The 11,940-nt window shown below is 56.8% G+C and carries 14 protein-coding genes; 7 read left to right on the top strand and 7 right to left on the bottom strand.

What is annotated here, in order from left to right:
- Nucleotides 1-164 precede the first annotated feature (164 nt).
- Nucleotides 165-1,319, bottom strand: a complete 1,155-nt coding sequence (locus ACZCWR_RS27280) for a porin (RefSeq protein WP_487304804.1) — start codon at nt 1,317-1,319, stop codon at nt 165-167.
- A gap of 409 nt (nt 1,320-1,728) precedes the next feature.
- Nucleotides 1,729-3,495: a RecQ family ATP-dependent DNA helicase gene (locus tag ACZCWR_RS27275; protein WP_487304803.1), complete on the bottom strand. Its 1,767-nt coding sequence runs from the start codon at nt 3,493-3,495 to the stop codon at nt 1,729-1,731.
- A gap of 345 nt (nt 3,496-3,840) precedes the next feature.
- On the opposite strand from ACZCWR_RS27275, the gene ACZCWR_RS27270 reads away from it, so the two are divergent.
- Nucleotides 3,841-4,086, top strand: a complete 246-nt coding sequence (locus tag ACZCWR_RS27270) for a hypothetical protein (RefSeq protein WP_487304802.1) — start codon at nt 3,841-3,843, stop codon at nt 4,084-4,086.
- On the opposite strand, the gene ACZCWR_RS27265 is transcribed toward ACZCWR_RS27270, so the two are convergent.
- The 4 genes from ACZCWR_RS27265 to ACZCWR_RS27250 all read right to left on the bottom strand — a co-directional run bounded on the left by ACZCWR_RS27265 (nt 4,087) and on the right by ACZCWR_RS27250 (nt 6,615).
- Nucleotides 4,087-4,356, bottom strand: a complete 270-nt coding sequence (locus ACZCWR_RS27265) for a hypothetical protein (protein WP_487304801.1) — start codon at nt 4,354-4,356, stop codon at nt 4,087-4,089.
- 82 nt (nt 4,357-4,438) lie between these two features.
- Nucleotides 4,439-4,828: a hypothetical protein gene (locus ACZCWR_RS27260; RefSeq protein WP_487304800.1), complete on the bottom strand. Its 390-nt coding sequence runs from the start codon at nt 4,826-4,828 to the stop codon at nt 4,439-4,441.
- 180 nt (nt 4,829-5,008) lie between these two features.
- On the bottom strand, nt 5,009-5,347 hold the full coding sequence (locus ACZCWR_RS27255) for a cupin domain-containing protein (RefSeq protein WP_487304799.1): 339 nt from the start codon (nt 5,345-5,347) through the stop codon (nt 5,009-5,011).
- A gap of 104 nt (nt 5,348-5,451) precedes the next feature.
- Nucleotides 5,452-6,615, bottom strand: a complete 1,164-nt coding sequence (locus ACZCWR_RS27250; protein ID WP_487304798.1) for a lipopolysaccharide biosynthesis protein — start codon at nt 6,613-6,615, stop codon at nt 5,452-5,454.
- Nucleotides 6,616-6,985: 370 nt separating this feature from the next.
- Between ACZCWR_RS27250 and ACZCWR_RS27245 the strand changes: the two genes are divergently transcribed.
- Together ACZCWR_RS27245 and ACZCWR_RS27240 are read left to right on the top strand one after the other, a co-directional pair.
- Nucleotides 6,986-7,420: a hypothetical protein gene (locus ACZCWR_RS27245; RefSeq protein WP_487304797.1), complete on the top strand. Its 435-nt coding sequence runs from the start codon at nt 6,986-6,988 to the stop codon at nt 7,418-7,420.
- 10 nt (nt 7,421-7,430) lie between these two features.
- Nucleotides 7,431-7,655 carry a hypothetical protein gene (locus ACZCWR_RS27240; RefSeq protein WP_487304796.1) on the top strand — a complete coding sequence of 75 codons (225 nt, stop codon included), beginning with the start codon at nt 7,431-7,433 and terminating at the stop codon, nt 7,653-7,655.
- On the opposite strand, the gene ACZCWR_RS27235 is transcribed toward ACZCWR_RS27240, so the two are convergent.
- Complete coding sequence (locus ACZCWR_RS27235) at nt 7,656-7,928, bottom strand: hypothetical protein (protein ID WP_487304795.1); 273 nt, start codon at nt 7,926-7,928, stop codon at nt 7,656-7,658.
- Between the two features lie 141 nt (nt 7,929-8,069).
- Between ACZCWR_RS27235 and cobF the strand changes: the two genes are divergently transcribed.
- The 4 genes from cobF to ACZCWR_RS27215 all read left to right on the top strand — a co-directional run bounded on the left by cobF (nt 8,070) and on the right by ACZCWR_RS27215 (nt 11,348).
- On the top strand, nt 8,070-8,837 hold the full coding sequence (cobF, locus tag ACZCWR_RS27230; RefSeq protein ID WP_487304794.1) for a precorrin-6A synthase (deacetylating): 768 nt from the start codon (nt 8,070-8,072) through the stop codon (nt 8,835-8,837).
- 89 nt (nt 8,838-8,926) lie between these two features.
- A complete protein-coding gene (locus ACZCWR_RS27225) occupies nt 8,927-10,225 on the top strand; it encodes an AAA family ATPase (protein ID WP_487304793.1) in 1,299 nt (432 codons plus the stop codon).
- Nucleotides 10,222-10,866, top strand: a complete 645-nt coding sequence (locus tag ACZCWR_RS27220; RefSeq protein ID WP_487306122.1) for a retron system putative HNH endonuclease — start codon at nt 10,222-10,224, stop codon at nt 10,864-10,866. Before ACZCWR_RS27225 ends, ACZCWR_RS27220 begins: the two co-directional genes overlap by 4 nt.
- Before the next feature lie 251 nt (nt 10,867-11,117).
- On the top strand, nt 11,118-11,348 hold the full coding sequence (locus ACZCWR_RS27215; RefSeq protein ID WP_487306121.1) for a hypothetical protein: 231 nt from the start codon (nt 11,118-11,120) through the stop codon (nt 11,346-11,348).
- The last annotated feature ends 592 nt before the right edge of the window (nt 11,349-11,940 follow it).

Genomic DNA, 11,940 nt, shown 5'->3' with positions numbered 1-11,940 from the left:
CCATTAATCCAGACCAACCCTCTCCAGCCATCGTGCATGGTGTAAAAAGCTGCTTTCTTTGGTGACTTTCTTTGCAGCAGCAAAGAAAGTTACCCCCCCGCCGGGGAGGCGGCTACTGCATAAAAAGCCCAAACAACAGCAGCCCCTTGCACAACAAAAAAACATCAGAACCGATGCCTCAACCCCACCGTAGCCGCAACCTGATTCCCAGTTGAAGACGGCGACAACGTATTGATCATCGCCACATTCGCGCCAGCGTTGCCAAGCTGCCCCGATGCATGCTGATACACGCCTTCCGCATACACGTCCGTGCGCTTGGAAAGCGAATAGTCCGCTTGCAGCGAAACCGTATGCCACTTCGGATCACCCGAACCGTTCGAACCGTTCACCTTACCGTCGGTGTACGTGTACGCAGCATCCAGCGCAAGCGCCGGCGTGAGCGCATATTTGCCGTTCAGTTCAAAGTTGTTCAGATGCAGGTTCGTGCCGGACGGCAATGCAAGCGACGTCCCATTCTCCGATGCCGCAATGAGATTGTCGTAGTGCGTGTTGGTCCATACGAAGCCGACTTGCGCCGGTCCATAGACATAGTTCACGCCCGCGCCGAAGGTGCGTTGCTGATCCGCGGTCAGGTTCGTATTGCTGCTCTGCCCTGCCGAAACCGCGCCGTTAGCATTACCCGTGCGCGAGTTGTTGATCTGCAAATATGATGCCGCGAAATTCAAAGGCCCCGTGGCATACGATGCCCCCGCGCTCCATGCGCGATTGTTCGAGAACTGGCCGGCATCGTTGGAGAAGCCATAGAGTCCGCCAAACTTGAAGCCGCCGTAATTCGCGCTTTGATACTTCACCGCGTTCTTCACAGAGAACGAATTGTCGAGATTGTCGTTATCGAACGGATGCCCCGCCAGGTTGTTGCCATATCCGCCGCCCGCCTCGGAGAGCGGCGCGAGATAGTCCACCGTCGAATCGTATTGACGGCCCAGCGTGATGGTGCCGTACTGGTCATGCTGCAAGCCGACGTAGGCCTGACGGCTGAACATGGTGTTGCTTTCGCTATAGCGGCCATTGTTGAGGTTGAAGCCGCTCTCCAATTTGAAAAGCGCGTGCAACCCGCCGCCGAGATCTTCCGAACCCTTCAGGCCGAAGTAAGTATCCGAGACCGAGCCGCTGCCTTGCTGCCAGTTGTTATGGCCACCGGAATTGTTGGTATAGAGAAGGCCGGCATCCAGTGTGCCGTAAAGCGTCACGCTGCTTTGTGCATGGGCTGCTGCGGCAAAAGTTCCAAGAACACCCGCGAGAATAAGCGTCTTTTTCATGTTTCCGAGTTCCTTAATAGAGCATGAGTTTCTTTGATGCCTTGGGCGCGCTCGAACTTGAGCCAGGCCCCAAGAAACTGGAAACACTTTATTCGACCGATGCCTTTGCGTGGACCTCTTTATGCCGAATCGAGGCACAACAATATGTTGTGCTTTTTGAGGACGATGCTGCTCATCGCTTCATAAGCGTTTAAGGTCAACCGCTTAGCGCGCGTTGCATGCTAAAGCGATGGCCAATGCTGTTGCACATGAGCGACGTCATTACTCCGTATCGCACAGAAGATCATTGCGATTCATACGCTTTAAGTCGTGTACGTGCCTTGCTAAGCTACGTGCTGTCTAAGGAACTCCGAGATGCACTCTGAAGACATGGAGCGGTTTCGCGAGAGGAGACCGCTCCGCTTTCATCTCACGCGCGCTTCACTGAGCGCGCGATGAATGTACGCGTCTGCTCGTCGGGAAAGCGTACTGCCACGCTGTCGCCACTTGTCATCTCAACCGTGCCTTTGCCATAGCGACGCACGCGTACCGCCTCGCCGGGCTTGAATGAGTCTTTAGGCAATTTTTTATTCTCTTTCTTTTCGAGTTCATGCTCGCGCAATTCACGCGGGCTTTCTATTACCTCCGGTGGATGCATGCAGTTGTCGCACACACCGCATGTCGCGCCGCCGAGTTCATCTTCGGGCGCGCGATAACTCGCTCGCTTACCTAGCAGATCGTTAGAGCGGGCATCGGCGATATCGGCGGCGAAGTAATCGAGCAGCATGCGCCAGCGACAACGCGCACTCTGCGCATAAGTAATCATGCGTTCGAGCACGGCGCGATCGTGTTCGCTGCGGCGTGTATATCGTTCGGCGGCGGTATCGAGATCGGCGAGCGCCGCGCCATCGTCGATGAGCTTCATGCCGCCGCGCCGCGTGCGACGCGTCACGCCTAAGTCGTGCATCAACGCAGCCGCCACGCGCAGCTTGTTCAAGCCGATATCCGGCAATGCTTCGCGCAAGCGTTCTATGGGCTTTTCCAATGTGCCTTCGTGTGCGAGTGTTTGGATCGTATCCGCGACACGACGAATGGTTTGCGCGCTGGGATAACGTCCGCCGAGAAAGAATTGTTGGACGTGCTTGTCTTTCAGTTCGAATAGCAGAACGCATTGCGCGGGTTCGCCATCGCGTCCGCCGCGCCCGGCTTCCTGATAGTACGCATCGAGGCTGCCAGGCATTTGCGCATGAAGCACGAAACGAATGTCCGGCTTGTCGATGCCCATGCCGAACGCATTGGTCGCCACCATCACGCGTGCGCGGTTCTCCATGAACGCGTCCTGCGCTTCGGCGCGTGCGTGCGACGCGAGCTTGCCGTGATAGCGCTGTGCCTCCACGCCCGCATCGACCAGCGCGCCGTGCAAGGCATCGCATTCGGCTACCGTCGCGCAATAAACGATACCGCTGCCTTCAAGCGTCTGGGCCAACGTCAGCACGCGCTGACGCTTGTCCTGCGCGTTGGTGAATTGCTCGACGGCAAAGCGGAGATTGTCGCGATACACGCCGGTATGAATCACCGTCGCGTGCCGCATCTGCAATTCGCGCACGATGTCGGCGACTACATTCGGCGTGGCCGTCGCGGTCAATGCCAACAAGGGCGGATGGCCGATCGTCCTGATTGCGTGAATGAGTTCGACATAGGCGGGACGAAAGTCGTGGCCCCATTGCGAAATGCAATGCGCTTCGTCGATCACCAGTAGCGGCACGCGCGGACTGTCTTTCGCGTTGAGCATGGCGATGAATTCTTCGGTGACGAGACGCTCAGGCGTGGTGAAGAGAATGCGGATGGTGCCTTGCGCGACCGCTTCGATGACATCGCGCGTTTCTTGTGCAGACAGCGTGCTGTTCATCACCGCTGCCGAAACGCCGACTTCCGCGAGCTTCGCGGCCTGATCGCGCATCAGCGAAATAAGCGGCGATACGACTACCGTCATGCCTTCGAGTTGCAGCGCGGGCAACTGATAACACAGCGACTTCCCCGCACCTGTCGGCATGACGGCGAGCGTGTCCTGACCGTCGAGCACGCTGCGTATCACATCTTCCTGTCCCGGCCGCAAATGCGGAATGCCGAATAGCTTTCGAAGCGCGGCTTCCAGCGTTTTTGTACTTGCGCGCGTGGCGCGGCTTGCATCGGTCATGAAACGGACTCTGGGTGGTTTGATCGAGTCAGAATCAAGCAACCCACGGGCCGTTGCGCGAATTTGAAAAAAGGCCCGGTCGAAGATGAAAAGTTTGCTCACGCAGGCGCGTACTTTCCTCATGATTCTTAAACGAATCGATTTCTTAGCGTTTGCTAAGACGCAAGCCCGCAAAGGGTCCGCGCCGATTGCGTTTCATCTGGAAACAAATTAGTCAGAGGAAACGCCCAAAGCGGTACATGCTTTGCTTATTATCAGAGGTGAAACAGAGGCACGAAGGAGACGATGATGAGAGATTCAGATGCACACGCCAATCCCGAATTCCGACAGCGCCGACCTGCTCAAATGGCCGAAAGGGAATTGCAACACCTCGAACTTGTATTGGCGAATTTCATCGAGCACAGCGCGGAGCCGGCCCGTCTGCCTGCAAAGTATTGGGACATGCGCGTGGCTCAACTCGATGCCGAGTACGATCTCGTGCCTTCGCAATGTCAGCGCGTCGCCATGTTGCAGCGCAAGCTCGCGCTCATAGATACGGCGCTTGCCGAAACCACCGCTCATCACGAAGCACATGGTCGCGCCGCGGCCTAGTTAGTGCACTGTGCTGACCCAATCGTCCACATAGAGTTGCGCGGCCGAATGCGCGCTCATGAGCGCATCTTCCGCACTCACGAAATTAGCGATTCGTTTCTGCTCGACATAAAGCGGCGAAAACGAAGTAATGGGCCGGCCTGAGCGGCTGATCGTGACGACCGCGAGATAGCGTGCGGGATCGGGCTCGGGCGCGCGCCTCACCACGCTGAACACCGCTTCTACCGATACTTCGAGCACGAAGCCCTTATGGTTGTAAGACCGTATCATCGCGGCACGCCTCCATGGAACGTCTAAGCACGACTGTTCTTTCGTGCCTTGAGGTGCCTAGAGCATTGGGCGTTCCCGAAGTTTATTTCGTGCGCCGGATCATGGCGTGGACTTCGCTGCTCGCGCGCTCGGCGCAGAATTCGGCCCACTTGCCGAGCAGGGAAGAATCGTTGGTCAGAAAGTAAGGCGCGTGGGTCCAGTCGGTCACGCCGGTGTCGTCGTGCGCGCATTCGAATACGCGCAGATCGGTGTCTTCGCTCATGCCCATTTGCACAAGTTCGAAAAACGAGTGCACGTCCCGTATCTCGACCTGATGAACGCCCACGGCATGTAGCACGCCGAGCACGGTTCGGCCCATTCTCCATGCGGCTTCACGCGTATCGGCCATGACGAACGCGAATCCTTTCAATGGCGCGCGCAGCGTCATTCTGAAAAGGCGGTTCTTGCAATCGTCACTGAGTTGCGTTGTCATGTTTCACTTGCGCGTGGTCACAGCGGTACGGATATGTTGCCTTGATTTTCTAGTAAGCAGGCAGCGTGCAAGCTGTCAAATTTGATCGGCAAACGTTTCAATTCCCAAGATGATACGACACGTTTGTGACGAACGTGATGACGATATGCTTCCGGCCGTAAGGAAATGTGAATGGAAGCGCTAAGCCGCGCTTTCGCAGAAGACGGTTTCTGTGTCCGTTCGCTCGACGGTGAGATTGGCCGAGCGCGCGCCCTTTGGCCTCGTGCAATGGCGCACGCCTGCTGGAATCGTCAGAATGTGGCCCGCATCGAGTTCGACGGAGCCGTCCTCGAAATCGATCACGAGCGTGCCTTCGATTCCCACGAAAGTCTCATCGGATGCGGGATGGAAATGCCAGCGGTAAGGCGCGTCCATCACGCTGATGTGAACCTCGTGATCGTTCAGGTTTGCGATGACGCGGTTCAAGTAGCCATCGCGCGCGGCATCGGCGATAGCCATGAAGTCGGTCGCTTGCGGCATGCTGTCCTCTGCGGTTGCATCGATCGATTCAGGCTAATGCAATGGACCGCAAGTGACAAAGGAATTGTCCTCACGCTCTTGTGAGCGGCATTCGCTTTAGCGTTTTATTTCGGATGCGCCGCAATGAAATTCTTTAGCGCGGTATAAGCGGGCTTTAGCGTTTTTCCATCGTTTTGAATGACGCCATAAGGGCCTTCGCCGCCGGGCGGGTCATCGTAAAGTTCATAGACCTGCACGGATTGAATATTGTATTGCGACGCTAAAGCGAGCATCCTCCCGACCATGTTGTTGGCGAGAAACGCACCCGCCTGCTGCTGCGTGCCGGGAAAGGTCGGGCGCACGCCGGTTTCGTTGATCCAGATCGGTGCACCGAGCGACTTGAGCACGCCGATGACGTTATAGCAACCGGTGCCACCACATGCGTGCGTGATGTCGCCCTGCTCCGAATACCAATGCCATGCCGTGATATCCCACGGCACGTTCGGATGCCCGCTCGTGCCGTCGGGTTGCGTGCCGCGCGCAAGCATGACATCGAAGGCGTAATGCATCCACGTATTGCCGCCCATGATGATCTTGCCTGTTGGATCGATCGACTTGATGCCCGCGATCATGCCGCGAATGACGCCACGCGCGATTTGATATTTCGCGTTATCGAAGTCGGTGTTGCGCACGCCATCGACCCAGCCGACCAGACATTGTTCGGCGAGTTCGTTGGTGACTTCGTAGTAAGGGTAACGACGAACGGAAACGATGGCTCGCGCCTGAGCATAAGCCGCCTGATACGCCGCGCTTTCGTTCGGAAAATTGATCCCTTGCAGGATCACCGGATAGACCATGACGCGGGATCTCGCCATCGTGTGGGCCACGCCCGCGAGGATCGTTGCGTTGGTCTGATCAGAGACATCGTTTCGATAGACGGTAATGCCGAGATCCTTGAGTTGCGCAAGCTGCGTCTGCACGCTCGTCGAGGTATAGGGGCCCCAGCGCACGGCATGTCCGTTCACGCCATAGAAGATGCTGCCGGGGCGAAATGCCGCGGCGACAGGGTTTGTCGTGGCGGCCTCGGGCGTACCTTCGGGTGGACTGGCAGAAGCGGTATCGACTGCCGATGCAGCGGATGCACTCGATGCAGGCGCTTCCTGCGCGGCCGGCGCCGATGCCGCCGAAGTGTTCGTCGAGGAAATCGGCGTCGTGCCGCTGTCGCCTCCGCCGCATGCCATCAGCGTGGCCGCGAGCGAAATGGACAGCACGGTTTCAATCACATGCATGATGAGATGCGCTTGTTCGAGTCGATGGTTTTTGCGTGTCGAATCGCCGGGCCTGCATTGGTTTGCATCGATCAACAGTGAAATGGTTTCCCGGTTCGTATTCTAATTACCGTGGATTCCTAACTGTTTATTTCCCTGCCGGTCGAATGAATCTTGGGAACATGATATTCACTGGATACCGGTAATCAAGCGCGCATAGCGAGAGTGCGTTGTCGTCGGGCGAATCAATCGGATGGGGAAATTCGGGAGGGGATTGTGGGCAAAAAACGCCATTAACACTTTGTGACCGCAGCGTGAATCACTTCCTATACGATGCGTCGCTCTTCATGGCGAGAGCGACGCCCTATCGCTCGCTTTCTTCGTTTCTCGAATGACTTCACAACGGTCCTGGCTCATCACCGTGCTGTTCACTGCTGCCTGCGGTGTGGCAGCCTCAATCGTCAACGCGTGTTTGTTTCGCGCGATGGATACGTGCGCGAGCTGTCGGCTCACGCTCGTCTGGCGACTCGGCGCGGCTTTGGTGGGCGCGCTGCTGCTCGCACGCTTTCTGATCGAATCGCCGCGTGCGTTGCGCGGGCCGACTGCGCCATCGACCTATGCAACCGGGGTCATCGCGCGAGTGGGAGAAGTCAGATACGTCGTGCCCGGCGTGAATACGTTTTTCTCGACGACACGCGTGCTGCAATTGCTGGGCATCGTCGTGTGTCTGGCCATGCAGTTCGTGATTTTCGATGCACCATCGCAAGAACCTGAGCACGGCAAGCGCCCTTCCGAACATTTCCGCCGTGACAGGTTCACTGCCTGAGCGTATTGCAATGACACATACATCCTCGCCCAGCATGTCCCGACAGGTCTTCCATGTCGGCGTGCTTCTGCTTTCACTTGGTGCGATCGGCGTCGCGCTTTATTCGTTGACGGTCGCCTTCCGCGTGTTCGACATCCATCTACGTTTCTGGAGCTGGTTCGGCCTGGCGATGCTCATGTTCCTGTTCGGACTGCTCGGGCTGGAATTCTCCGCCGAACGCATCAAGACGATGTAATCAGAGCGCGTTCGCGTGCCCCATGATCGATGCGATATTCGCCACTGCCGGTTCCTTGTAAGTCACCGGCGGTGCATCAGAGGGCAACGGCGCAGGACCGCCGCTCGCCGAGCGCGTATAGACCGGCAACGGCGGCGCGCTCATATTGGCCGATGCCACCGGAAACACCGGACCACCCACGATTCCCACTCCAATGAACGGATGCGCCTGCGCCGCCGTCACCAGCGTTGCGCTCAATGCCACGGCCACCATCGCGTTTCTGATCAGCTTCATTTCCTGCTCCCGGTTGATTGCTTCGTCGATGGAAGCATTCTGCGCGGCAAGAATGAGAGAAGAATGAGGACGCGTCCGCGCGTATTTCGCCGATACGGTTAGACTGCGCGTTTGCATCTTTCGACGAAACCGGAACGCGTCATGAAGCGAATCCTCATCATCGGCATCGGGGCGGGCGATCCCGACTATCTCACCATGCAGGCCGTGCGCGCGCTCAACGAAGTCGATGTGTTCTTCGTGATGGACAAGGGCGAAGCGAAGGCGAAGCTCGTCGAATTGCGGCGCGAAATCATCGAGCGATATGTGACGCAGCGCGACTATCGCGTGGTCGAGGCGACGAGCCCCGAGCGTCAACGTGAAGGCGCGTACCGTGCCGCCGTCGAGCAGTTGAACCGCGACAAGCAGCAGGTCTTCGAACATCTGATCGCCGATGAACTCGCCGATGGCGAATGCGGCGCGTTTCTCGTGTGGGGCGATCCTTCGTTGTATGACAGCACGATGCGTATCGTCGAAAGCATTGCGCAAAGCGGGCGGCATGCATTCGACTATGAGGTGATTCCGGGCATCAGCAGTGTGCAGGCGCTGGCGGCGAAGCATCGCATCGCGCTGAATGCGATCGGGCGGCCGGTGCAGATTACGAACGGGCGCGGGATTGCGGAGGGATTTCCCGCGGATGTGGATAGCGTTGTGGTGATGCTGGATGCGCAGAACGCGTATCGCCAGGTTATCGGGGAAGAGGTCGATATCTACTGGGGCGCGTACGTCGGGACGCCTGATGAGATTCTGGTCGCGGGGAAGCTGGAAGACGTGGCCGATGAAATCGAGCGGGTGCGGGCGGAAGCGAGGGACAGGAATGGGTGGATTATGGATACGTATTTGTTGAAGCGGCGAAAGGCGGACGCAGGATAGGCGGGGCATCGAGAGACGTCCACGCTGGTTTAGAATCGTACCAATGCATTCACGCTCCAACGGGCATTGCCCACACAGGGATTTCCGACATGAGACTGCTTTCCATCGAACTCCAGAATTACCGCTGTTATAAGGAATTTAAGGTTGAGTTTCAGCCTGGGTTTAATGTGATTGCGGGGGTGAATGGGAGTGGGAAGACGTCTTTGTTGAAGGCGATTCGGGATGGGCTCCTCTCCTATACTCTCTCGGTTGGCGCAAATCCATTGGCACTGCACGAGCTCGAGATGGTTCGAATTCAAGCCGCAGTGTCGAATTCACGATATCGCTTCGAGCGTGTGTATCCGGTGAAAATAAGCATGACTGCTGAGGCAGGAGGAGTTCTTTTTGATTGGACGCACGAGAAAACCGGCGAAACAGCCTATCCGATAACGCTCGGCATCCACCCTTCTCCCCTGAACGGCGAAATGCAGATGTCGAATTCTCGACAGGCGGCTGCGAAGGAAGTACTCGCACTTCCAATGCTTGCTTACTTCCCGGCTTACCGGCAATGGGCTACGTTCAAGTTGCAGGAGACAACTGCAGCGACGCATCAAGAGTCGAGGACCGCCGGATACGAAAATTGGTGGGACGCATCAGCAAGCTCGCCGGCTTTGCAACAGTGGGTCATCACGAAATCGCTGGAACGCCTGCAGTTGGCAAACGAGCGAGTAGTCGATTTCGAAGCAGTCGATGATGACGATCTTGCTGTAACCAACATGGCCTTGAGCAACGTTATAGAAAACGCCAAAGCCATCCGCTACGACTTCATCCAAAAAAGCCTGATGGTTGACTGGGTTGACGGCAGGCCGCCAGTCGCGTTCCAAAACCTGAGCGACGGGCAGCGCGTCGCGATCGCGCTCGTGGCTGATATCGCCCGCCGCATGTGCCTGCTCAACCCGCAACTTGGCGTGAACGTCGCGCGCGACACGCCGGGCATCGTGCTCATCGACGAACTGGATATTCATCTGCATCCAAAGTGGCAACGCCTGTTGGTGAAAGGTCTGCCCGCAGCATTTCCAAACGTGCAGTTCATCGCAGCAAGCCACTCGCCTCAAGTGCTCAGCGAATTAAAGCCTGAAGAGATCATCCTGCTGCAGAACGATAGCGCGAACCATCCTTCGACCAGCTATGGCTTGGATTCAACGCGCATCCTCGAGCAGATCATGGATGCCGAACCCCGTCCGACTGAAGTCACGGAATCACTGACGGCGTTGTTCGCCTCCATCGAACGAAACAATCTGGCCGATGCGCGCGAACGCCTCGCCAAGCTGGCCTTGCAAGCGCCGGGCATTCCGGAACTGGCAGGCGCCGAAGCCCTGATCAAGCGTAAAGAGGTTCTCGGTCGATGAAGCACATCGTAAAAGGAGCATCACCCGATTCGTTCAAACGATGGAAGGAAGCAGCAAACGCAGACTGGGAACCGAGTTACGCCGAACTGCGCAATCCCGAGAAACAGGACCTTCACCAGAGCTTGTTGAAAGAACAGGGCTGGGTGTGCTGCTATTGCGGCCGTTCAATCGAACTCGGCGATAGTCACATCGAACACTTTCGCCCGCAGCATGCGTTTAAAGACCGTCAACTGGACTTCCGCAATTTGCACGCTTCATGCATGCGAGAAGCGAAACCGGGATTGCCACTTCATTGCGGTCACGCAAAACAGAATGCTTTCGAGGAAAGCCTGATCATCGATCCGCAGGATGATTCTTGCGAGCGGCGTTTCTTGTTCACGGAGCAAGGTGCGGTCGTCCCGATGAACCCATCGGACGAACGCGCGGCTTATATGATCGAACTGTTGTCTCTGGATAATTCAGCGTTAAGCGCAAAAAGATCCGAAGTCCTAACACAGACCCTCGGCGTCGACTTCCTTTCAACGGCGACGGACGAAGAACTCGCCGCACTGCGCGATGCCTTCAGAAGCCCTGATCAAGAAGGACGACTTCCCGCTTTCGGTCACGTCATAGCTCGTTATGTCGAGCAGTATCTTCCGTAACGAGAACGTGCCATTTTTCACGATACGAAACGCATCCCCAGCCACCGAAACTTCATGCTGCGTGGCACCACAATCCGCTTGCGTATCGGGCAAGCGCGTTTCTCATCGTGATATTTGCTTCGTAACTCCTTGTTTCGCATCGCTTATATAAAGCAAGTTTCTTCACTACGACGCGCGGTGAGTTCGATACGCTCTTATACAAGAGCCGACGCAACGGCATCGCGACTTCACAACACCCTGGAGAAAATGAAATGCAAAACGTCTACATAGAACCGATGCCGAAAGGCCGTTATGGTCCGATCGATGGCTATACGCTCGAATTCCACGACGGCACGCGTGTGACGCAAGAGACGTTTCCGTCCGAGATACGCGCGGTCAGCGAAACCAAGCTGCGCGGCTATGTGCCGATGCTTGCGAAGGTTCGCATTACCGATAAGGCCGACACGGCGCATTGGGAACGGGTTGAAGCAATCGGCGCGTGACATTCGACGTTTTCGATTTGTGTCAGCCACGCGGCGAGTTTGATTGAAGGGTGGGGTCTGCATGTCGTGCAAGGGGCTTCTCTTGTTTGGGCTTTTATTGCAGTAGCCGCCTCCCCGGCGGGGGGATAACTTTCTTTGCTGCTGCAAAGAAAGTCACCAAAGAAAGCAGCTTTTACCCCCATGCACGCTGGCTGGAAAGGGTGGTCTGGATTAACGATGCAGTGGCCACAATAGGACTTTCCTTGGTTGGTTTAGCACGTGGGCAACCTCGCGATTTCGCGCTCGAATCGTTAAGTCTTAGTGGACCGCATTCATTCATTCGGCCATGCGCTGCGCGCGCCGAGAGCTTTAGAACGGAATCCCGCAGCGTATGAGCGCCCAGCCACTTCACATGTCACCGCTATGTCGTTATTTGGCCCTACCTTGGTGAGCGCTTCTGAGCAAAGCACACACATCAACGCAAGCCACCTTTTAGTCGGAGCACTAACCAAGGTAGGGCCAAATAGCAATCTTGCGGGGAAGCGTGATGTGGCTGGGCGCTGATAGACTGCGGGATTCCGTTCTAAAGCTCTCGGCGCGCGAAGCGCATGGC

The organism is Caballeronia sp. A2-2, assembly GCF_057612605.2.
Note: the sequence above shows the minus strand (reverse complement) of the source record. Positions and strands in the feature narration are given on the sequence as shown.